15 protein-coding genes, 1 tRNA gene and 1 pseudogene are annotated in these 24567 nt (G+C 36.5%); 9 read left to right on the forward strand and 8 right to left on the reverse strand.

The genetic code is table 11. The features are described 5' to 3' along the window. Positions 1-9 precede the first annotated feature (9 nt). On the reverse strand, positions 10-1308 hold the full coding sequence (locus AC1B0Z_RS10655; protein ID WP_483795289.1) for a c-type cytochrome: 1299 nt from the start codon (positions 1306-1308) through the stop codon (positions 10-12). Positions 1309-1481: 173 nt separating this feature from the next. On the opposite strand from AC1B0Z_RS10655, the gene AC1B0Z_RS10660 reads away from it, so the two are divergent. Further along, the gene (locus AC1B0Z_RS10660; protein WP_483791971.1) at positions 1482-1910 is read left to right on the forward strand and encodes an SPOR domain-containing protein; all 429 of its coding nucleotides are present in this window, start codon (positions 1482-1484) and stop codon (positions 1908-1910) included. 68 nt (positions 1911-1978) lie between these two features. Here AC1B0Z_RS10660 and infB read toward each other — a convergent pair whose 3' ends face one another. The 3 genes from infB to rimP form a co-directional block, all read right to left on the reverse strand. After that, complete coding sequence (gene infB, locus AC1B0Z_RS10665; protein WP_483791972.1) at positions 1979-4657, reverse strand: translation initiation factor IF-2; 2679 nt, start codon at positions 4655-4657, stop codon at positions 1979-1981. Positions 4658-4894: 237 nt separating this feature from the next. Beyond that, a complete protein-coding gene (gene nusA / locus AC1B0Z_RS10670) occupies positions 4895-6127 on the reverse strand; it encodes a transcription termination factor NusA (RefSeq protein ID WP_483791973.1) in 1233 nt (410 codons plus the stop codon). A gap of 12 nt (positions 6128-6139) precedes the next feature. Beyond that, entirely contained in the window at positions 6140-6601 is a 462-nt protein-coding gene (gene rimP / locus AC1B0Z_RS10675; RefSeq protein WP_483791974.1) for a ribosome assembly cofactor RimP, read from the reverse strand. 184 nt (positions 6602-6785) lie between these two features. Here rimP and AC1B0Z_RS10680 point away from each other — a divergent pair, with 184 nt between their 5' ends. Both AC1B0Z_RS10680 and AC1B0Z_RS10685 read left to right on the forward strand, forming a co-directional pair. After that, positions 6786-6866 carry a universal stress protein gene (locus AC1B0Z_RS10680; RefSeq protein ID WP_483795291.1) on the forward strand — a complete coding sequence of 27 codons (81 nt, stop codon included), beginning with the start codon at positions 6786-6788 and terminating at the stop codon, positions 6864-6866. A gap of 110 nt (positions 6867-6976) precedes the next feature. Then, positions 6977-7137 (forward strand): annotated as a pseudogene (locus AC1B0Z_RS10685) (universal stress protein); the annotation flags it as partial. 98 nt (positions 7138-7235) lie between these two features. Here the strand turns inward: AC1B0Z_RS10685 and AC1B0Z_RS10690 are convergent. Together AC1B0Z_RS10690 and AC1B0Z_RS10695 are read right to left on the reverse strand one after the other, a co-directional pair. Then, positions 7236-8243: an IS110 family transposase gene (locus AC1B0Z_RS10690; protein ID WP_483791703.1), complete on the reverse strand. Its 1008-nt coding sequence runs from the start codon at positions 8241-8243 to the stop codon at positions 7236-7238. Between the two features lie 448 nt (positions 8244-8691). Then, a tRNA-Gln gene (locus tag AC1B0Z_RS10695) sits at positions 8692-8764 on the reverse strand. A gap of 236 nt (positions 8765-9000) precedes the next feature. On the opposite strand from AC1B0Z_RS10695, the gene AC1B0Z_RS10700 reads away from it, so the two are divergent. The 3 genes from AC1B0Z_RS10700 to AC1B0Z_RS10710 all read left to right on the forward strand — a co-directional run bounded on the left by AC1B0Z_RS10700 (position 9001) and on the right by AC1B0Z_RS10710 (position 14710). Further along, positions 9001-12408 (forward strand): glycosyltransferase family 117 protein, encoded by a 3408-nt coding sequence (locus tag AC1B0Z_RS10700; protein WP_483791975.1) that lies wholly within the window; start codon positions 9001-9003, stop codon positions 12406-12408. Between the two features lie 18 nt (positions 12409-12426). Continuing rightward, positions 12427-13104, forward strand: coding sequence for a polysaccharide deacetylase family protein (locus tag AC1B0Z_RS10705; protein ID WP_483791976.1), 678 nt, complete (start codon positions 12427-12429; stop codon positions 13102-13104). 142 nt (positions 13105-13246) lie between these two features. Beyond that, positions 13247-14710 carry a vanadium-dependent haloperoxidase gene (locus AC1B0Z_RS10710; protein ID WP_483791977.1) on the forward strand — a complete coding sequence of 488 codons (1464 nt, stop codon included), beginning with the start codon at positions 13247-13249 and terminating at the stop codon, positions 14708-14710. Positions 14711-15153: 443 nt separating this feature from the next. On the opposite strand, the gene AC1B0Z_RS10715 is transcribed toward AC1B0Z_RS10710, so the two are convergent. Continuing rightward, a complete protein-coding gene (locus AC1B0Z_RS10715) occupies positions 15154-15450 on the reverse strand; it encodes a thioredoxin family protein (protein ID WP_483791978.1) in 297 nt (98 codons plus the stop codon). A 143-nt stretch (positions 15451-15593) separates the two neighbouring features. Further along, a complete protein-coding gene (locus tag AC1B0Z_RS10720) occupies positions 15594-16826 on the reverse strand; it encodes a metallophosphoesterase (protein WP_483791979.1) in 1233 nt (410 codons plus the stop codon). Positions 16827-16988: 162 nt separating this feature from the next. Here AC1B0Z_RS10720 and AC1B0Z_RS10725 point away from each other — a divergent pair, with 162 nt between their 5' ends. The 3 genes from AC1B0Z_RS10725 (at position 16989) to AC1B0Z_RS10735 (ending at position 24498) form a co-directional block, all read left to right on the forward strand. Continuing rightward, positions 16989-18659: an MFS transporter gene (locus AC1B0Z_RS10725; protein ID WP_483791980.1), complete on the forward strand. Its 1671-nt coding sequence runs from the start codon at positions 16989-16991 to the stop codon at positions 18657-18659. A 65-nt stretch (positions 18660-18724) separates the two neighbouring features. Continuing rightward, positions 18725-21574 carry a DNA polymerase I gene (gene polA / locus AC1B0Z_RS10730; RefSeq protein WP_483791981.1) on the forward strand — a complete coding sequence of 950 codons (2850 nt, stop codon included), beginning with the start codon at positions 18725-18727 and terminating at the stop codon, positions 21572-21574. Positions 21575-21708: 134 nt separating this feature from the next. After that, on the forward strand, positions 21709-24498 hold the full coding sequence (locus AC1B0Z_RS10735) for an alpha/beta hydrolase family protein (protein ID WP_483791982.1): 2790 nt from the start codon (positions 21709-21711) through the stop codon (positions 24496-24498). Positions 24499-24567 lie beyond the last annotated feature (69 nt).

A 24567-nucleotide genomic window follows, 5' to 3' on the forward strand; every position in this document is an offset into this window, starting at 1 on the left:
TAAAATTGATTAATAGTGGCACTTACCACATTCTAAACCACCCATTTGAGCAGCAGTTAAATTCTCTACACCATACTTTTTGGACAATTCTTCATGAATTTTCTCGTAGTATGCATTATCCTTAACAGCCACGTTGGTTTCTCTATGACAGTTGATACACCATCCCATAGTTAATGGTGAATGCTGGTACATTACCTCCATTTCCTCAACGGGACCATGACATGTTTGACATTCAACCCCAGCCACAGTAACGTGTTGCGAGTGATTAAAATATGCGAAATCTGGTAAATTGTGAATTCTAATCCATTTTACAGGCTTAGTTTCTCCAGTGTATTTCTGGTTTTCATCATCCCATCCTACAGCATCATAAAGCTTTTTAATCTCGGCATTGTAATCTACACCATATTCACGCAGACCTTCTTGCTGGGTTTCTTCCGCTACTTGATAAATTGACTTATGACAATTCATACAAACATTAAGCGATGGAATACCTGAATGCTTACTTACTCTTGCTGATGAGTGACAATATTTACAATCGATACCGTTGTCTCCAGCATGTATTCTATGAGAGTAATGTATTGGCTGTACAGGCTCGTAACCTTGATCAACCCCTACTTGAGACAGGTAACCATAAACGAAATATGCACTTGACAATAAAAAGAATATAGCCACCACAATCATTAAGAACTGATTTTGAACAAAAGCTTTCCAAAGCGGTGTTCCAGTAGATTCTGGCAATTCAACATCTTGTGCTTGCGCAAAACGACGCAATGTTTTATTCACCAAGTATAAGCCTGAGGCAAGTAAAATAAATAAAATGGCTAAAGCACCAAGAATAAGCTCATTTGAAATACCTCCAGAGTTACTAGAGTTCCCACCTGCAGGTGTCGCCGCCGCCGCCGCCGCAGGTGCTTTCTTTTCTTCTGCCGTGTAGGCTAAAATATTATTTAAATCGTCATCGCTCAATTGCGGAAAGGCAGTCATTGCAGCACCGCCGTACTCATTGTATATTTTATTGGCATAAGCATCACCAGACTTAATCATTCCGGAGCTATTTCTTATCCAAGCATATAACCATTCCCTATCTAAACCTTCTTCTTCAGACAAGCGTGCTTCTACGTTACGTAGTGCAGGTCCAGTCATTTTTTTATCCAATTGATGACAAGCAGCACAATTGGCATTAAATAAAGCTTTTCCTTTTGAAGGATCTCCTTCCTGAGCCGAAATCGATGTAGTAAACGCTAATAATACAATTAAACTTAACTGAAGAATAGAATTGCTTAATTTACGGTGAATCACCTGTTTCATATTGTTAGTTATATTAACTTCTAAACTTTGGTATGATTTTTTCATAAATATACTGAAAAAACACAGTTGTAAAAATCTCTCGCAAAAGTAATACTTAAAGTCGATTCGCAAAATGTTAGTGAAGTGTTAATTGCTAATTTAGAGAAATTCTAAATAACAAAATGACCTATGTTATGATTTATCTCGTATATATTTGCATAGAGATAATTAAAGAAAATATTATGCGTTTAAAAAACACTTTTTTCATAATCCTATTTGTGGTCTTTTTAGCTTTATTCGGACAAGCGCAAGAAGGTAAAGTAACTATCAATCAAGACGATAGAATCACAGAGCTTTTAGAGCTTAAAAAGCAAATGAATAAAGATGAAACAGATTCTAGACGCTATAAAATTCAAGTGTATTCTGGAAATAGAAGTGGTGCACAAAATGCCCAAAAGGATTTTGCCGAGGCATTTGGAGAATGGCGCCCCGTAATGCATTTTGAGACTCCAAATTTTAAAGTTTGGGCTGGTAATTTTAGCACACGTATAGAAGCTGATAGAGCATATAAACGTATTAAACGAAAGTTTCCTGATGCAATTATTTTTAAGCCGAAGAAGTAAAACCTAAAGTTTATAAAGCAAAAAAGCGAACCAGAAATGGTTCGCTTTTTTTATTGAAATCAGTCTATTTATTTCAATTTCTTTTTTACCTCAACTTCGTGGAAGGCTTCAATTATATCGCCCTCTTTAATGTCGTTATAATTTTTCACTTGCATACCACAATCGTATCCTTTTGAAACTTCCTTAACATCGTCTTTAAAGCGTTTTAACGAAGTCAACTCTCCAGTATGTACCACAACACCATCACGTATGAGACGCACTCCTGAATTTCTAAATATTTTACCATTGGTGACCATACAACCAGCAATACTTCCGATTTTAGACACCTTAAATACTTGTCTTATTTCTGCAGTACCTGTAACTTCTTCTTTCAGCTCTGGAGATAACATCCCTTCCATAGCATCTTTAAGATCGTTAATCGCATCATATATAATTGAGTATGTTCTGATATCGATTTCTTCCTTATCAGCTATATCTCTTGCGTTTCCAACAGGGCGCACATTAAACCCGACAATAATCGCATCTGAAGCCGAAGCCAATAATACATCACTCTCTGTGATGGCTCCAACACCTTTGTGAAGTATATTAACTTGAATTTCTTCAGTGGATAATTTTTGGAATGAATCTGTTAAGGCCTCCACAGAACCATCCACATCACCTTTAAGGATAATATTCAACTCTTGGAAATCTCCTAGCGCAATACGTCTACCAATTTCATCAAGGGTAATATGGCGTTGCGTTCTAACGGATTGTTCACGTTGTAGCTGAGAACGTTTTGCTGCAATTTGTTTTGCTTCACGTTCATCTTCAAATACATTAAACTTGTCTCCCGCTTGTGGCGCACCGTCCAATCCTAAAATAGAAACCGGTGTTGATGGACCAGCTTCCTCAATATCGTTTCCACGCTCATCATGCATCGCTTTTACTTTACCACTATGCTGACCTGCCAATACATAATCGCCAACACGAAGTGTACCAGCCTGAACCAAAATAGTGGAGACGTAGCCACGGCCTTTATCTAGGAATGCTTCCACAACAGTTCCTACTGCAGGTTTTTCAGGATTAGCTTTTAATTCTAATAGCTCAGCTTCAAGCAGTACTTTTTCCAGTAATTCTTTTACGCCAGTACCTACCTTGGCCGATATATCATGTGATTGAATTTTACCACCCCAATCTTCAACTAATAAATTCATATTAGCAAGACCTTCTTTTATCTTGTCAGGATTAGCGGCTGGTAAATCAATTTTATTGATTGCAAAGACAATTGGCACACCTGCAGCTTGTGCATGCGAAATAGCCTCTTTAGTTTGCGGCATAATGTCATCATCAGCGGCAGCAACAATAATAGCAATATCGGTAACTTGCGCACCACGTGCACGCATCGCGGTAAAAGCTTCGTGACCCGGTGTATCTAAGAATGCTATTTTTTGTCCACTATCTAGTGTTACACCATAAGCACCGATATGCTGCGTGATACCACCTGATTCTCCCGCAATTACATTTTCCTCTCGGATATAATCTAGAAGCGATGTTTTACCATGATCTACGTGACCCATTACCGTTACAATCGGTGCACGAGGTTTTAAATCCTCTGGTTTATCTTCAGCTTCTTCAATAGATTCCTCTATATCAGCAGTAACAAACTCTACTTCATAACCAAATTCCTCAGCAACGATAGACAGTGTCTCAGCATCCAAACGCTGATTCATTGTAACCATCATTCCCAAGGACATACAAGCTGAAATAATCTCGGTTACTCCAACATCCATCATTGTAGCAACCTCACTTGCAGTAACAAACTCGGTTACTTTAAGAACTTTACTTTCTGCTGCTTCTGCCTGTAATTCCTTTTCAGTTTGATCTCTGTGTTGATCTCTTTTCTCTCTACGGTATTTAGCCCCTTTACCCTTGGACGATTTTCCTTGTAATTTTTCAAGTGTTTCGCGCACTTGTTTTTTTACATCTTCTTCACTTGGCTCTTCCTTAACAACATTACGGCGCCCTTTTCCTTTAAATCTATCATTACGGTTACCACCGCCTCTTTGTCCATTATTACTACCTTGTCCGCCAGGGCCAGCTTTACTTATACGACGACGCTTTTTCTTAGCATCTCCCGCCTTGGCATCGGTTTTCTTTTCTTCTTTCTTCTTTTTAGGCTTGTTGAATTTTGTTAAATCAATTTTATCGCCAGCAATTTTAGGACCTGAAAGCTTTTGATATTGGGTTTTTACCTTTTCATCTGGCGTTACCAATTCACCATCAACCTCAACCTTTTTAGGCACTTCTTTCTTGGCTACAGGAGCTTCCTCAACTTTTGGTGCTTCCTTTTTTACAGGTGCACTCTTTTCCTCTTTTGCCACTGGTTTTTCTGCAGGCTTCTTTACGTCTAAATCTATTTTTCCAACAGTTTTAGGGCCTGAAAGTGCTTTTGAAGCTTTTACAACTTCTTCCTGCTGTGCTTTTTCAATGGCTTCTTGAGCTTTTTGCTTTTCTTCAAGCTCCTTTTCACGCTTAATACGCAAATCTTCCTTCTCCTTAAGCTTAGCTTCACTCACTTTTTGCGACCTCATTTTCTTATTCGCATCCGTTTCGAATTCATCTGCTAGGACGTTGTACGTTTCCTCAGATATTTTCGTAGTCGGACGTTTCTCTATATCAATGCCTTTGGAATCCAAAAACTCCACAGCACGATCTAAAGAAATATTCAGTTCGCGTAAAACTTTATTTAATCTAATTGTTTCAGCCATAAATTGCCTTTAAAATCTCAAATATATTATATTGAAGTGTTTTTTCACTCTTTTCTTTGCTTAAAAAATGTAGCAAATTAACTCACTCTTTGTTCCTTTCCTCAACCGTAGATTAAACTATGCTTTTTGAAAAGCACCTCAATTGAGTAAATTTTCATTCATTTTCAGCTTAAAACCAAGAGTAAAAAAGCACTTCATACCGATACTGTTAAAACTTCTTGTAAAATTAACCAGGTACTAGTCTTCGAATTCTTCCTTAAGAATTCTGATAACATCATTTATTGTTTCTTCTTCTAAATCTGTTCTTTTTACCAAATCATCAACGTCCTGTTCTAGCACACTTTTAGCAGTATCTAATCCAGCTTTACTGAATTCTGCTATAATCCACTGTTCTATTTCGTCTGAGAATTCGCTTAACTCAACATCTTCCTCAGCACCTTCTCTAAATACATCAATTTCGTAACCCGTTAATTGACCTGCCAAACGGATATTGTGACCGCCTCTACCTATTGCCTTACTCACTTCTTCAGGTTTTAAGATAACCTCGGCACGCTTTGTTTCTTCATCAATTTTAATAGAAGTTACTCGTGCCGGACTTAATGCTCTTGTTATAAAAAGTTGTAAGTTATTAGTGTAATTGATAACATCAATATTTTCGTTACCTAACTCACGTACAATACCATGAATTCTTGAGCCTTTCATACCTACACATGCGCCCACGGGATCAATTCTATCATCATAAGAATCCACCGCTACTTTCGCCTTCTCTCCCGGGATTCTTACTACTTTTTTAATCGTGATTAAACCATCAAACACTTCAGGTATTTCCTGCTCAAACAACTTCTCAAGGAAAACTGGAGAGCTTCTTGACATAATTATAGTAGGCTTTGCTCCTTTAAGCTCTACAGTATCAATTACTCCGCGTACGTTATCACCTTTTCTAAAGAAATCCGAGGGTATTTGTCTGTCCTTTGGTAGCACAATCTCGTTCCCCTCGTCATCCAACAAAATAACTGCTCTGTGGCGTATATGATGTACTTCTGCAGTATAAATTTCGCCTACTAAATCTTTAAATTGCTTATAGATTATGGCGTTGTCGTGCTCATGTATTTTAGAGATTAGGTTTTGGCGCAATGCTAAAATAGCTCGTCTACCTAAATCTATTAATTTCACCTCTTCAGATACATCTTCGCCTACTTCAAAATCTGGCTCAATCTTTCTGGCCTCGGTTAAGGAAATCTCTTGGTTTTCATCTTCAACCTCGCCATCTGCAACCACAATACGGTTTCTCCAAATTTCTAAATCGCCTTTATCAGGATTTACAATAATATCAAAATTATCGTCATCTCCATATTTCTTTTTAAGGGCGCTTCTAAAAACATCTTCTAAAATCGCCATTAGCGTAACACGATCAATTAACTTATCGTCTTTGAATTCTGAAAAAGATTCAATTAACGCAACATTCTCCATAACTCTAATTAATTAAAATTTAATCATAACTTTTGCTTCTACAATATCCTCGTAAGCCACATTGGCTTGCTTTTTTACAGTAACCTTGCCCTTTCCAACGGGTTTTGGCTCCCTGGCTTTCCACTCTAAAAGAATGGTGTCTTCCGTGGCCTCGGCTAAAACGCCTTCCAATTTTTCATTGGCCGTTTTAACCTTAAGGGTTCTGTTTATATGTCTTTTATATTGGCGTTTGTTCACTAAAGGCGATGTAGCACCGGCCGACATCACTTCCAACGAAAAATCCTGCTCTTCTCTGTCCAGATTGTGCTCAATGGCACGACTCACAAACATACAATCCTCAACCAAAACACCGTTATCACCATCCAAAATTACTTTGATATGGTTGGCGGTATTCACTTCAAAATCAACTAAGAATAAATCTTGGCGTTCTTCTAACGCATTGTTCAACAACTCCTGTACGCTTTCCTTAAACATTTTAAGTATAAAAAGAGGGGACTTTCCGTCCCCTCATAATTAAATTTTCGCCTTTCAACGGCGCAAATATAACACATTAAATTGATTTTTAAATAATTTATGCCTATTTTTATAAGAGTTGACCTGACTTTCTTCCCTCTTTTGAAAAATGATAGAATAGGCTAACAACTGATACCTCCCCACCATGAAAAAAATATTAGTTCCTACCGATTTTTCTGAACAGGCAGAAAAGGCTCTTGAAAAAGCAGCACAACTAGCCAAATAGCACAACAGTGACACTCATCTTGTGAGTATTTTAGACTTGCTACTGCATGAAGTAGACCCTATAAAAGGCTACAACGATTTGCCCAAGGCCATTGTCTCTATGAACGAGACACCTTTGAAAATGGTATTATGAACTTTTCGGAATCCATCGGGGCGATTTAATAGACATCAGCACCCATGGGCGCCAAGGATTATCGCATTTCTTTAACAGGAATATTAGTGAGGATTTAGTGAATCATGCAAAACGGCCCGTGATTACTTTTAGGATTTAATTACATTATTTTACAGGAAGTAACAAGCTATGTCACAAAAATGAAGCCAGCTGATAAGTGCGTATTCTATGATAAAAACCAAATAAAATCTAGATAATTTATGTTGCAAATTTATAGGTATCCACGAAGGGCGAATCTCTATTTATCACTGCAAAAATTCGACTAATAATTTTACATCTTACATTATTTAAAATCAACATTTTATTTTTACCCTCCTCTTGTTTTCTTAGATAATATGCCCGTAGCTGTGCATCATGTTTAACCGCAGAGAGCGCGCACATTTGAAGCAGCGATTTCATTGTTTTATCCGCCATGTGATGCACCTTTGTCTTGCCTCTTATACTTGAGCCCGAACTGTACCCAAAAGGGGCAACACCTGCATAACAAGCTAGTTTCCTCGCCGAAGCAAATACCTCAAAGCCTTTTGTTGCTATTATAAAATAAATGGCTGTTTTCTCCCCAACGCCCTTAACACTTTTTATGAGTTCGAATTGCCGGTTTAATTTAGGGGTTTGTTTTATAATATCTCGCATTTTGGCTTCAATAGACTTTAAACTCATTTGGAGGAATTTTACGGTTTTCTTATTTTGGGATGCTATGGTGTTGTAGACATCGGGCGAGATAAAATCTTTATTTTCTTTAGTCATTCCAAATAGTAAAAGTGATTTTTTGAGTTTCTCGCGTTCTGTAAAAAGCAATTTTAACTGCTGTATTTCTTTCTCTGGAATACTTGAAAGTTTAAGCTTGTCTATATTCCTAATACTATAAAATGCAATATCACCTGCGTCAGACTTATCACTCTTACCTCGCGATATACCCTTGGATCGCTTAATCTCTACTGCTGGAACAATCCAATAATCAAAATTGTTATCAAAACAAAAGCAGCTTAATGGAAAGGTATAAACCCCTGTATTTTCAAAACAGAATAAGGTGTTCTCAAAATCAACACCGCCCTGTTTTAACCTAAGGCGCATACCCTTTAAACCTTTGGCATTATTAGCAACAACAAAATGATCTTTTTGGCTGATGTCATTCTTGTTAACCATAACAATATCTAGTTTTAATTTTGAAATGTCAATACCTACGTGAAACAAATAATTTTTCATAATTTTAACCTTAAGTAAATTAAAAATGTTGAACTTCTTTAGAACCTTTATTAGAGCTTTTATCTACTATTCTATTTGAAGCAATTCAACGGATATTCAAACCGAAAACAGAGGACTGATACGCGCGCTAAGTCTATCTTAGTTAGGGATATAGTTCACCTCTGTTTTCTTTTGAATAAAGGTAACTTTTACTCTGAATACAAACTAAAGGTTAGGGATTGCAGCGGCATCCTTTTTTGTTTTTCTCAAAAAAGATATAGCGGAAAGCCCGACCCCTTGTGGGTAACGCCCAAAAAAACAAAAAATCCCCATTTAAAAAATTAATGAGGATTTATTACAGTTGGCCTACTAGGGCTCCCTTCGACTGTGCTCAGGATAAACTTCTCGCAACACCGTGATATTAAAAAAGAAAAGCCCCCAAAATACATTGAGGACTTTTTAATAAACGTTGGCCTACTAGGGCTCGAACCTAGACTCTTCTGGACCAAAACCAGACGTGTTGCCAGTTACACCATAGGCCAATAAACTAATGCGTGCCTGCCTGTCGGCAAAGGCAGGTGCAAATTTAGCACAAAGTTTTATTTGCACAAGATTTTTTTTAGAAAAATACGCGCTATGAAACCGTTTGTGTTAAAAAAAGAGTTCGTGAGACATAATCTGCACGATGTGAAAACGTTAATGTTAACGGGAATATAATATTTATTCTCGTTTGATATTTATTGTTAAATTCGCCACAGCTAACAAACACAGATTCTAGATGATGGATTTTAATTTTAAAAAATGGAACACCATTTTGGGCTGGTTCTCTTTTTTAATTGCTTTAATTACCTACAGTTTAACGGTTGAACCCACGGTAAGCTTTTGGGATGCAGGAGAGTATATTTTAACAGCATCAAAACTACAAGTAGGGCATCCTCCAGGAGCACCTTTGTTCCAAATGCTTGGGGCTTTTTTCTCAACGTTTACTTTTGGCAATAATGAGCTTATTGGATGGATGATGAACATGATGAGCGCCGTAGCTAGCGCTTTTACTATTTTATTCATGTTTTGGACCATTACATTGCTACTTACCAAACTTGTAAGGCATCTAAATTCTGAAAACGCAGAAAACAAAGGGAACGTAGATTTAACCAAACCACAATTACAGGCCATTTTAGGAAGTGGCTTAGTAGGTAGTTTAGCTTTTACCTTTAGTGATTCGTTTTGGTTTAACGCCGTAGAAACTGAGGTTTATGCGATGGCTACCTTAATTATGTCGGCGCTATTTTGGTTGGCATTACGATGGGAGCAGGATATGGACAAACCCCGCGGTAATCGCTGGTTGATTTTAATTGCTTTTGTAATTGGACTGTCCTTTGGGGTACACTTTATGGGTTTATTAACCATTCCCGTAATTGGGCTTATTTACTACTTTAAAAACTACAAAACGGTTACCGTACAAAACTTTATTATTGCAAATGTGGTGTCGGTGGCAATTCTGTTGTTTGTGTTCAAATTATTGGCACCAAATATTCTTAAGATTTTTAGTGTTTTCGAGATTTTCTTTGTGAACAGCATTGGTTTACCTTTTAACTCTGGTTCCATCATTGCAGGTTTATTTTTAGTTGGTGTTATTTTGTATGCTTTGAGGTATACAAGGCAAAAAAATTATGTGCATTTAAACACAGGTATTCTTTGTTTAACTTTTATCATTATTGGGTTTTCAACCTGGTTAATGCTACCTATTCGTGCCAATGCGAATGTAGTAATTAATGAAAATAATCCATCAAGTGCACGGGAGCTGTTAGCCTATTATAATTTAGAGCAATATCCTGAAACACACTTGTTTTTTGGCCCGCAGTTTACCGATATGTATGCCTATTTGGATAAAAACAATCCGTATATAGATGATAAACCAAAATACGAGAAGGATGAGGAAAAAGGAGAATACGTTATAGTAAATGATTATAAAGATGCTAAACAGAATTATAACTCAGAGCATGCTTCTATTTTACCAAGAATGTGGAGTGGTGAACATGCCGAAAACTATATGATGTATACTGGCTTTTTAAACTTTACAGTAAGTAAAGACCTTTACAAATCATACTATAGGGCCGCCATTAATGCAGGTGCTAGTGAAGAACAGGCCAATACTTATGCGCTTAATGAAGTAACCCAATACAAAAGACAAATAAATGACTTTAGAAACCAAGTTGCTCAGGGCAATGTGGATTATGAAGATTACAATAACTTCCTAAAAAAGGAACAAGGTAGTTTAAATATTGAAAAACCCAGTTTAGCAAGTAATATCAGGTACTTGTTTGAATATCAATTAGGTTATATGTACTGGCGTTATTTCATGTGGAATTTTACAGGAAGACAAAACGACATACAGGGTAAATTGGATAATAATGGCAATTGGATAAGTGGCATCAAACCAATTGACGAGTGGCATTTGGGTTATTCCCAAGATAATTTACCAAGTGATGTAAAAAACAATAAAGCAAGAAATACTTATTACTTCCTGCCTCTAATATTAGGGCTTATAGGAATGTTTTTTGTGTTAAATATTGATAGAAAACGCTTTTGGGTAATGTTGGTGTTTTTCCTTTTTACGGGACTTGCCATTCAAGTATATACCAATGTGCGTCCGTTTGAACCTCGTGAACGTGATTATTCTGTAGTTGGTTCGTTTTATGTGTTTGCATTATGGATTGGTTTTGGAGTTTATGCTATTTACCACACTTTAAAAGATAAATTGCCCAAATACCTAGCCGTACCCGTAATTACGGTAGCTTGCTTAATGTTGGTACCTGGTATCATGGTAGCCAATAATTGGGACGACCATGACCGTTCTAATAAATACACCGCACAAGCTATGGCGAGAAAATATTTGGACTCCTGTGCCGAAAATGCCATACTATTTACCATTGGTGATAATGATACTTTTGCCCTTTGGTATGCTCAAGAAATTGAAGGCTATCGTACAGATGTTAGAGTAGTAAACACCAGCTTGTTCCAAACAGATTGGTATATAGACCAAATGAAGCGGAAAGCTTATGAGAGTGACCCTATTCCATCGCAATTAGACCATAAAGACTATCTATATGGCACAAACGATTATGTTAGGATTGAGCCACTTACTAAAGACACCATAAGTTTAAAAAAGGCTTTAAACTTTATTCAAAGTGATGATCCAAAAACAAAATACAGGTATTTCATGCAGAAACAGGGGTATGATATTAGCAGTATTAGAAACCAAGATTTAAATGCCAATTATTTATACACCCGCAACATTCGCATTGATGTTAACAAAGAAAACGCCCTAAAAAGCGGTATTGTAAAACCTGAAGATGCCGATAAAATTGTGCCACATATTGATATCACCATCAAAGGGGGCGCTATTTACAAAAACCGTTTGCTAATGCTAGATGTGGTTGCCAACAATGACTGGAAACGTCCTATTTATTTCACTGGAGGAAGCTTTGGCGATGACGACTATATCTGGATGAAAGATTACCTTCAATTGGACGGAATGTGCTATAAACTTGTACCGATTAAAACTGAAGTTGACAGGGCAAATCCTTTTGATATGGGCCGTATTGATACGGATTTAATGTATGAAAAAGTAAAAACATGGGATTGGGGCAATAGTGGAAGTCCAGATATATATCACGACCCAGAAACACGCAAAAACTCTATAACCTACAGAGGCAACTTAGCACGTTTGGTTGAAGAATTAATTAATGAAGAGAAACTTGAAAAAGCCGAGGAAATTGCAGATATAGCAATGGAAAATATGCCTGTTGAATATTTTGGATATTATACATTACTAGAACCATACATTGGTGCCTATTATGAAGTAGGCTCTAAGGAAAAAGCGAGAGACCTATATTTTAAAGTGAGCAAAAAGTACCAAGAAAACCTAACCTATTACAGCGGTTTATCAGAACAGAACCAAGAACGTTTGTTTGAGGATATTTATGTTGATATCCAGCGTTACAAGGGTTTAATTGACGTGCTTGCCAATTACGATATAGAACTTGCAGAGAAAGAAAGTACTACTTTTAATAATTATCTAAAATTGTTTAAGTATTTCTATGGGGAAGAAGATGTAGATGATGTAGAAAACACCGATGTGGATATCCCTGCAGATAGCACTGCGCCTATTGAAGCCGTAGATTAAATATATTGGCAGAAAATTATGCCGTTTACACCTGTAAAAACGCCTAAAGTTGTGAAGTCGCTATTCCCGAATTACATCTGGAATATTGACACTTCAGAAAAGGAGATTTATTTAACGTTTGATGACGGCCCAACACCCGAAATTACAAATTGGACTTTAAATACGCTGGCCCAATACAATGCAAAAGCTACTTTTTTTTGCATTGGTGCGAACGTGGAAAAGTACCCTGGTATTTTTAAAGAGATTTTGAATGGCGGACACCGTATTGGTAACCATACACAACATCATATAAAAGGTTGGAAATCTAAGAAAAAAGCTTACCTGAAAGATGTTGAGGCCTGCGAAACCGTTTTTAAATCACAAATGCCAAGTCCCAAATCCGAAATTGTAAATCGTAAATCATTAATCACAAATCTATTTCGTCCGCCTTACGGAAAAATCACGCCCAAACAAGGTAAATCGCTCATAGAAAAAGGTTATAATATTGTTATGTGGGACGTGTTGTCTTTTGATTGGAATAACACGGTTTCAAAAAAAGCATGCCTTAATAACGTGATTTCAAAAGTAAAAAACGGAAGTATCATTGTGTTTCATGATAGTATTAAGGCCTCAAAAAATATGCAATATGCGCTTCCTAAAGTTTTAAAACATTATACTGAAGCAGGATATCGGTTTAAGAGTTTAAATTCGTTTTGACCATACCATTTACCAATTATTCTAAGGTTGACTTTGATAGAAATAAATTATAACTTCGTAAAACGTGGATATAACTAATTAAAGTGACATATATCTGCAATTTTATTTCTCGTTAGAAAAAACATAATTAACCCTATAAAATATGAATAAAATCTACTTAATCATACTCATGTTATTTCTTGCTTTCGGATGTAAACAAAATAATAACCAAAGCGAAACCAGAAATGTATCAGAACCTGTAGGAGTCAATAATATTGCCTACAAATGGGGTGAAATGGCTTTAACTGCAACAGCGAATGACACAGAACGCTTTCAACCAAGACCAACAATAACCTCTCGCTATTTGGGATTAATCTTTGTTGCAGTTTTTGATGCTTGGTCAAGGTACGATGAAAAAGCTGTTCCTGTTTATTTGAGTAAAGTTGAACGGCAACCTGCCAAAGAGCAAACATTAAAAAACAAAGAAGTAGCTATCAGTTATGCCGCATTCAGAGCAATGAACGAATATTACTATTCGGACAAAAAACTATTTGAAAATTTTATGAGAGAACTGGGGTTAAACCCAAATAATGAGAGTCTTGACCCAAACACTCCAGAGGGAATTGGAAATTTAGCCGCAAAAGCTGTAATTGAAGCACGCAAAGCAGACGGAGCAAATCAATATGGAGAGGAAGAAGGATCAAATGGTAAACCTTATTTCAATTATGTAGGTTATGAACCTATCAATTCAGCAGATAAAAGTGTTGATGCAAATCGTTGGCAACCAAAATACTTTTCGGATGGAAAAGGAGGAAAATTTGCCCCAGGTTGTTTGACACCTTTTTGGGATAAAGTCAAACCAATTGCCTTAAAATCAGGACACCAATTTAGACCTGGCCCACCACCAATGATAGGCTCCCCGCAATTGGAAAAAGAAGTTCAAGAGGTAATTGAAATGCAAGCTAATTTAACAGACTATCAAAAGGCTTTAGTAGAATTTATGCGAGACGGTCCACAATCTGTCCAGCAGGCAGGACATTGGTTAAAATTTGCACAAGACGTTTCAAGAAGAGATAACCATACGTTAGACCATGACGTAAAAATGTACTTCTACAACCAAGTAGTTGCAATGGATGCTTTTATTGCTTCTTGGGATTCCAAAATGTATTATGATTATGCTAGACCATATGCATTGGTTCATGAATATTATGAGAACCAAAAAATAAAGGCTTGGGGCGGTGAAGGCAAAGGCATTATTGAAATGGATGGAAAACAATGGAGGCCTTATTCACCCGAAACATTTTTATGTCCACCTTTTCCAAGTTATGTCTCGGGACATAGTACTATTAGCGGGGGGTGTGGAGAAGCCTTAAAAATATGGACAGGGAGTGACGAATTTGGTTCTAAGGCTCAATTAGTGGCTGGAGCTATGACAGAACCAAATAACTTGGGAGATACAATAACATTGGAATTTCCCACATTTACGGAAACAGCAGAAATGGCTGGTATCTCTAGAGTCTTCGGTGGATACCACATACAGGCTGATAATGTGGCCGGACTTAAATTGGGAAGAGATGTGGCAAAAGAAGTATGGAAATTTTATAAAAAACACGTTGGAGAAGAATAACAAAACAATTCCTATTTAGTAAAGGCTTTTTCTCACCTAATTCTAAAAACCTAATAATGATAGGTTTTCAAATTGGTGTTTACTAGTTACCTTAGCCTTTCACCGAGATTAACTGCCTATATTAACGTGAGTTCGACGTAAACTGCAATTTAAACAGCTAAATATCTGTAAAATAAGATTTATTCTGTCATTCCGAACGCTACTGAAATCAAAATATATTTTGATTGAAAGTATATTGTGTAGCAATCGAGGAGGAATCTCATCGCTTTTGAGATTTCTCGTCGCTCGTTCCTCGCTCTGTCGAAATGAGAACTTGTTCTTTTTCAGTATATTAATAAGGAAACCTTATATCGAACTCACGTTATATTAGATACTAATAAACAGATTTCTCAAAAACAAAACCTTTTTTAAAAGAGGCTGGCAAACACCCAAAACAATATGGCTTAAATATACTCTTGAATGATTTCAATAAGGGTATCGGCATCTTGCTCCCCACTTTGACGCCATTTCATTTCGCCATCTTTGTAAATAATTAATGTTGGCAAGCCTTTAACGCGAAGTGCATCAGCAAGTTCTTGATTTTTTTCAATATCAATTTTAATGACTTTAGCTTTATCGCCAAGGGCAGCGGCAACATCACGAAGCACAGGATGCATTGCTGTAGATTGTTCGTTCCATTCTGCATAAAAATCAAACAGAACCGGAACTTCAACATCAATTAATTCCCCAAATTTTGACATATTTTTAATGTTTTAGTTAAAACATCTTACACAAACCCACATATTTTTTTGACGATACCTAAAATTCTTTTTTTTGCGGGTTTACTCTGACTTATTTATAAAAATAAGTAAATTTTTAGAGTAAATATAACATTTACATGCAATTACGCACTTTGCGAGCCTTTTTTAAGCTCTATCACGGTTATTTCTGGCCAAATACCAACGCGACCTGGAAATCCTAAATATCCAAAACCTCGGTTTACATTTATATACTGTCCCAATTCTTTATAGATACCTGCCCAATACTTGTAGCGCCATTTTACAGGGCTCCATTTAAACCAACCTGGTATTTCGACACCAAACTGCATACCGTGCGTATGCCCACTAAGCGTTAAGTGATAATGATAATCATCATGGATCACTTGTTTTTCCCAATGTGAAGGGTCATGACTTAGCAGTATCTTAAAATCTTTGGCGTCGATGTTTTGAGATGCTTTTTTTAAGTCTCCCGCTTTTTTAAAGCCTCCAGCCCCCCAGTTTTCTACACCAATTAAGGCTATCTTCTCTCCATTTTTTTCCACGTACCTGCTTTCATTCAATAGCAAATCAAAACCGATTTGCTTTTGTAAATCCTTTAAATCTTCTAAATTTTGGGCTTTAGCCTCCGCGGATTCCCATCTTAAATAATCACCATAATCATGGTTTCCTAAAACTGAATACATGCCATCTTTAGCCTTAAGCTTTTTGAAAATATCAACGTACGGCAGCATTTCCTTTGTTTCATTATTCACCATATCTCCAGTAAATAAAATAACATCGCTTTTTTGCTCATTTATTAAATTAATGGCATATTCTACCTTCTCGATATTGTCAAAACTACCAGAGTGCACATCACTAATTTGTGTTAATTTATAACCATCAAAAGCCTTGGGTAGATCTTCAAAAGTCAATGTATAATTTAGTACTTTAAAGTTATATTTCCCCCTATACATCCCATACAATACAGCTCCAAAAGGAATGGCAGCAATACCTAAAGCTATTTTAGAAATAAAGGCTCTACGGGAGGGCAAATATTTTACATCAGCATTTGAACCCTCAGTAAAATAACGAAATGCGGCTTGAGGTACCCTAAAAACATCCTCGGCAAACATGATTCCCAGAATGATCACTTTAGGTATTAAAATAGCCAAGAAAAATCCAAAAGCAAAGGCTTGGGGATTACCAAAATCCTTGCGGGTTAAACCATAAAATTGAAATATCAGATTACCAACAACCAATAAGGTAATAATCCAGTACACTACATTTAGCCAAATATTTTTTGACACTGTACGAAACGCTTGAAAAGCATAAACATCAATTATTATAAATATGAGCAAGAAAATAACCCACCGTAACATAGTTTTCTTTTTTTGTAAATATAATGATTAAAGCACGTAGCTAATCTTATAATATTGTTAATGATTTTAGTTACGCACTATTATTAAAAAATACTGAAGAGCAGAAAAAGAGTTACTATACAATTTAGTATATTAGGCAACCTGTAACAACTTAACTAACTTATGGAACATAAAAACAACAAATCTGCTTTAGCCACGTTGGTGACGGTTTTCTTTTTTTGGGGGTTTATTGCAGCCTCAAATGGTGTGTTCATCCCTTTTTGCAAAACTTATTTTAATATTGATCAATTTCAATCACAATTAGTGGATTTTGCTTTTTATGGGGCATATTACATAGGGGCATTATTGCTATTTATTCTTTCCAGTGCCATAAAAAGGGATATTCTAAATAATTGGGGCTATAAAAATGGTATTGTTTATGGTTTACTGCTTTCTGCAATTGGTGCGTTTGTAATGTTTCCTGCTACTTCTGGTGCAGAACAGGGACAAACCGCTGTGTTCTATTTTGTGCTTATTGTACTATTTATTGTTGGTTTGGGTTTTTCGTTACAACAAACTGCTGCGAACCCTTTTGCCATTGCTTTAGGCGACCCTAAAACGGGATCGCATCGCTTAAATTTAGCTGGTGGTATTAATTCTTTTGGGACTACAATTGGCCCTGTGGTAGTGAGTTTGGTTATTTTCGGTTCTGCCTCTTGGTCTACTAGCGAATTGGCAAATATGATTGCTAATAACGAAATCACATTAATAACCGTACAGTGGCTTTATGTAGGCGTTGGTATTTTATTTTTAGCGGCCGCTGCTTTATTTCATTTTTCAAAAAAATTGCCCGCCCTAAAGTCTGAAACCGCTTTTGAACCCGCCAATAAAGCTCGAAATTTATTAATTGTTTTAACCCTTGTAATCATAGGCTGCTTTGGTTACATATTTAGTACTTATTCTGGAAACACAACGGCTTCAGAAGATTTAGAACAAACGCGTTTGATAATTCTTTTTGTAGCTTTAATAGCTGTAATTGCTGCGGTGTTTTTTGCATATTCTAGTGCTTCAAAAAAAGGCGAAGGTTGGGGTGCCATGAAGTATCCACAACTTGTTTTGGGAATGCTGGCCATTTTTACTTACGTCGGTGTTGAAGTAACCATTGGAAGTAATTTAGGCGAACTACTTAAAAAAGGGGTTGCCAATTCTGGACTCAACGCTATTGGGTTGCCAGTGCTTAATGATTCTGAGTTGGGGTCCTACATATCCCTGTATTGGGGCGGTTTGATGATTGGGAGATGGGTTGGTTCCATAACGGTATTTAATCCGAGTAAAGGGTTAAAAAAAGCATTGCTCATCATTGTACCTTACGTTGCTTTTGGCGTGATTATTTTAGTAAACTCCATAAAATATAGCTTCACCACAAACGAAATTTTATTTTTTGCCATTTGTATTGCCGTACAGATTTTAGGCTTTTTCCTAGCTAAAGATAACCCTGTGGCTACCTTAAAAATCTTCAGTTTATTAGGCGTTATCGGTATGCTTATCGGATTGTTTTCATCTGGAAATATTGCTTTGTTTGCATTTTTATCAGGAGGATTGTTCTGCTCTATCATGTGGCCATGTATTTTCACTTTAAGTATTGCCGGACTGGGAAAATACACATCACAAGGGTCTGCTTTTTTAATTATGATGATTCTTGGTGGCGCCATCATACCACCCGTACAGGGAAAACTAGCTGATGTTTTTGACATTCAATCTTCTTACTGGATTGCTGTCGCATGTTTTGTTTACTTATTGTTTTATGCTTACAGAACTAAAACAGTACTGGACAAACAAAAAGTAACGTATTAAATTTTTGTTTCAATAGAATTAAAGTCAACTTTTCGTAGCTTTGGTTTTCTATCAAAACATTCAAAATGTCAGACCAAAAACGCCTTTTTTTAGTTGATGCTTATGCTTTAATTTTTCGTGGGTATTATGCTTTTATAAAAAACCCTAGAATTAATTCAAAAGGGGAAAACACCTCGGCCATTATGGGGTTTATGAATTCTCTTTTGGATGTGATTAAACGCGAACGTCCTGATCATTTAGCCGTTTGTTTTGATAAGGGTGGCAGTGTAGACAGGGTTGAAATGTACGAAGAATATAAAGCCAACCGCGATGAGACTCCTGAAGGGATTCGCACTGCAATTCCACATATCTGCAATATTTTGGAAGCGATGCATATTCCAATTATGGTAAAAGAGGGATATGAAGCAGATGATGTTATAGGAACACTTTCGAGACAGGCAGAAAAAGAAGGCTACAAAACCTATATGGTGACCCCTGATAAGGATTTTGCGCAATTGGTTACTGAAAATATCTTTATGTACCGTCCCGTGTTTGGAGGTGGTTATGAAACTTGGGGAATTCCTGAAGTCCAGAAAAAGTTCGAAGTGGACGACCCAATGCAAGTGATTGACTTTTTAGGGATGATGGGGGATTCTAGTGATAATATCCCTGGTTTACCAGGAGTTGGTGAAAAAACCGCTAAAAAATTTATTGCACAATTCGGCAGTATGGAAGGGCTTTTGGCGAATACCGATCAGCTAAAAGGTAAAATGAAAGAGAAGGTAGAAGCTAATGGTGAATTGGGCTTACTTTCTAAAAAATTGGCGACGATTATGCTAGATGTACCTGTTAAATTTAATGCCAAAGATTTTGAATTGGATCATCCTGATGTTGAAAAAGTAAAAGGCATATTTCAAGAATTGGAGTTTAGGCGCTTAACGGACAATTTTGTTAAAACGTTTTCAACTGAAACACCTATAACAAATCAATCTACCAAAACTTCAAAAACAACTGAAACCAAAGCAACTCCAACTGAAATGAAATCTGCTGGTGCAGGTCAATTTTCTTTATTCGGATCAGATCCATCTTCCGCGGAAGCGCAAACAGAAAACACATTGCAACGTAAAACAGCCGAAAACACTTCGCATTTCTATCAAAGTGTGGCTTCAGGTATGGCAACAAAATTGTTTATTAAAAACTTGATGAGCCAAACTTCGGTATGTTTTGATACAGAAACTACTGGATTGAATCCGCTTAAAGCAGAATTGGTGGGTATTGCATTTTCTTGGGAAGCGGGTAAAGGATTTTACTTGCCGTTTCCCGAAAGAAAAGATGAAGCTCAAGAATTGATTGAACAATTGCGTCCGTTTTTTGAAAGTGAAACCATTGAAAAAATTGGTCAGAACTTAAAATACGATATCAAAGTTTTAGCAAAATATAATGTTGATGTAAAAGGGAAACTGTTTGATACCATGTTGGCACACTATCTCATCAATCCAGACATGCGCCATAATATGGATGTACTGGCTGAGACGTATTTGAACTATACACCTATTTCCATTGAAACCTTAATCGGCAAAAAAGGAAAGAACCAACTATCAATGCGAAACGTGCCCTTGGAAAAACAAACTGAATATGCGGTTGAAGATGCGGATATCACGTTGCAACTTAAAGAACATTTTCAAAATGAATTAGGCGAAGCCAATACCCAAAAACTGTTTGATGAGATTGAAATTCCCTTGTTGCGAGTTTTGGCAGATATGGAGTTGGAGGGTATTAACTTGGATATAGCATTTTTAAATTCATTGTCTGAAGTTTTGGAGAATGACATCAAATCTCTAGAGCAAAAGATATATGAAAAAGCGGGTGAGGAATTCAATATCGCATCACCAAAACAGTTGGGTATTATTCTTTTTGAAAAAATGAAATTGGTTGATAAGCCTAAAAAAACAAAATCAGGGCAATATTCTACCGCCGAAGATGTGCTTAGTTATTTGGCTAAAGACCATGATATCATTCAAAATATATTGGACTTTAGAGGGCTTTCAAAACTAAAAAGCACTTATGTAGATGCTTTACCAACCCAGGTTGATGAAAGTACCGGACATGTGCACACCGATTATATGCAAACCGTGGCTGCTACTGGGCGATTAAGTAGTAATAATCCAAACCTTCAAAATATCCCTATTAGGACCGAACGTGGGCGTCAAGTGCGTAAAGCATTTATTCCGCGAAGCGAAGATTACACACTGTTAGCTGCAGACTATTCTCAAATAGAACTGCGCATTATTGCGGCCTTAAGCAAAGAAGAAACCATGATTACCGCGTTTAAAAACGGGGAAGACATTCATGCCTCTACAGCTTCAAAAGTATTTAATGTTCCCATGGACAGCGTCACGCGCGAACAACGTAGCAATGCTAAAACAGTGAACTTCGGAATAATTTATGGCGTTTCAGCTTTTGGGTTAAGCAATCAAACAAATCTATCGAGAGCTGAATCTAAAGAATTGATTGACACCTATTATGCAACCTATCCTAAACTTAGAAACTACATCAGCGAACAAGTAGATTTTGCACGTGATAATGGCTATGTACAAACAGTTTTAGGGCGCCGTCGTTATTTAAAGGATATTAATTCCAGAAATGCCGTAGTGCGCGGTGCCGCAGAGCGTAACGCTGTGAATGCGCCAATACAAGGTAGTGCTGCCGATATCATTAAAATTGCTATGATTAATATACATCAAAAGCTTTCAGAAGGTAATTTTAAAACTAAAATGCTTTTACAAGTACATGATGAATTGGTTTTTGATGTCTACAAACCAGAATTGGACGCTATCAAATCTTTAGTAAAAACCGAAATGGAAAATGCTTATACATTGGAAGTGCCTTTGGATGTGGACTTGGATATAGGTGATAACTGGTTGGAGGCGCATTAGGGTTTAATCTATTGAAAAACAACCCTAAAGTCCCCTCAAGGGGACATTACTCAAACCCATAAAACTACATGCGCTTCAAGTTACTAGAATCAAACAGTTTAGTTATATTTATATCATCTTAAAAATACTTATTTATGCGAATTACGCTAGCATACCTATTCCTGTTTGTCTCACTAATTTCTACTGCGCAGAAAAAGGTTTTAACCCATGAAGATGTCGCACAATGGAAATCTATAGATAATGAACAAATTTCTCCTGATGGAAACTTCATAGTTTACGATTTGGAAGTTGACAACTCCGATAGTCGTCTGATTTTAAAATCAAAAAAAGGGGAAACCCTCTTGGAATACCATTGTGCCGCTAATGGTAAATTTTCATATGATTCTAAATTCCTAACCTTTACCATAAAACCTTTAAAAGAAGCTGTCGATAATTTGAAGCGTAAAAAAGTAAAAAAAGACAAGCTTCCTAAAGACACCTTGGCTATTTATAACCTCAACACCAAAGCATTATCAAAAATTCCAAATGTAAAATCATACAGCCTTCCAGAAAAATGGTCTGGTTATTTGGCCTACTATTTAGAGGATATGAAAAAAGAGGGGAAACAAAAAGAAACCGACAGTTCTAAAACAAAAAAAGACAAGAAAGCGAAAAAGGTTAGTAAGAAAAACGGATATCATTTAATTGTACATAATTTAACTACTAAAGCCCAAGATACTTTTAAATTTGTAACCAAATATACTTTTGCGAAAAAAGGACAAAAACTAGCATTTTCAAGTACAGGTGAACACGACTACAAAAACGAAGGTGTCCACATTTATGACTTCGATAAAAACAAACTAACACGAACCTTTTCATCTGCTAATGCGAAATATTCGCAACTCAAATTAAGTGAATCAGGTAACCGCTTCGCATTTATTGTAGATACGGATACCACTAAAATACAAATACGTCCCAACGCATTATACACTTGGGAGGAAGGCGAAAATTTGGCTAGTAAACTTCATAGCAGTACTTCTACTCCCGATGGTTATCTTGTGTCGCCTCACGGAGCATTGGATTTTTCAAAGGATGAATCCAAACTGTATTTTGGCTTAAGGACACCTCCCATTGTTAAGGATACAACCTTGCTTAAAGACGACATTGTAAATGTTGAAGTTTGGACCTATCACGAACCAACACTTTACACCGTTCAGGAATTGCAAGTGAAAAACGATACTATAAAATCTTACGAAACGGTTTATGATTTTAATTCAAAAAAGACAATTCAAATTGAAACTACCGAATTTCCAGATGCTAAATTAACCGATAAAGGAAATGCCAACATAGCCTTGGTAAGCACTAAAACTCCATATGAATTAGAAAGCCAATGGACCGGTATGGGCATTAGGGATTATGCAATGGTGGATCTTAAAACAGCTGAGCGACAATTAGCGTTTAAACAAGTTAGAAATGCTAATTTGAGTCCGAAAGGAAAGTATGCTTATGGCTACAAGATGATTGATAGCACATGGTTTACCTATAACATCGCTACTAATAAATACAATGCAATTACAAAGAGTAAGCCATTTTATGATGAACTAAATGATTCTCCCAAGCATCCAGGTTCTTACGGGTTAGCAGGTTGGACAGAGTCCGATAAATACATCTTATTATACGATCGTTATGATATTTGGAAGTACCATCCAGATACTGGTGAGTCTGTTAATTTAACTAATGGACGTAACTCAAAAACGGTTTATCGTTATATAAAATTAGATAAGGATGTTGATTTTATTAGCACCGACTCTAATTGGCTACTATCCACATTCAATGAAAACACAAAAGAAGCTGGTTTTGCATCTTTTAATCCAAAAAACAACAAGCTAAAACAGTTAGAAAAAGGATCTTACAAATATCGTGTTTCTGAAAAGGCAGAATTAGCAAATTCAATTGTATTTACTAGAGAATCTTTTGGAGAATTCCCTAATTTAAGATTAACCAATTTAGATTTTAAGAAGCAAACCGTTTTAAGTGATGCTAATCCACAGCAAAAAAACTTTAATTGGGGCACCATTGAACTTGTGGAATGGACATCTTTAGATGGAAAAAACCTAACAGGATTATTGGCAAAACCAGAAAATTTCGACCCTAATAAAAAATACCCCATGATTGTTAATTTCTACGAACGTAACGCTGATAGATTGCACAATCATCGTGCACCTTCCTTTGGACGATCTACCATAAATTATAGTTTTTACACAAGCCGTGGTTATGTGATTTTTAATCCAGATGTAGAGTACCGCGTAGGTTACCCTGGAGAAAGCGCCTATAACTGTGTGATTCCTGGGGTTACACATTTAATAAACCAAGGGTTTATTGATAAGGATAATATTGGGGTTCAAGGCCATAGTTGGGGTGGTTATCAAATAGCGTATTTGGTAACTAAAACAGATATCTTTAAAGCTGCTGAAAGTGGCGCTCCTGTCCCAAACATGATTAGCGCCTATGGTGGTATTAGATGGTGGACGGGATTAAGCAGACAGTTTCAATACGAACACACCCAGAGCAGAATTGGAGGTACGCCTTGGGAATATCCAATGCGATACATTGAAAACTCTCCAATTTTTAATATTGACAAAATCAATACACCACTTCTCATTATGCATAACGATGCTGATGGCCATGTACCATGGTATCAAGGTATAGAATTTTTTGTAAGCTTACGGCGTTTGGGTAAACCCTCCTGGTTTTTAAACTATAATGGCGAACCGCACTGGCCTTTACAATATCAAAATAGAAAAGATTTTAATATCAGGATGTCACAATTTTTCGATTATTATTTGAAAAGTGCTCCAAAACCTGTTTGGATGGAAAGAGGTGTTCCCGCTGTTGAAAAAGGTATTAATCAAGGCTATGAGCTTCTAAAGGAAACTAAAGAATAGCAATGTAATTTACTTTTAGTCAAAAAACACAATCATTTTACTAATGTGACAAAAGTCATTAAATAACAG

The organism is Hyunsoonleella sp. J2K-J805, assembly GCF_057167125.1.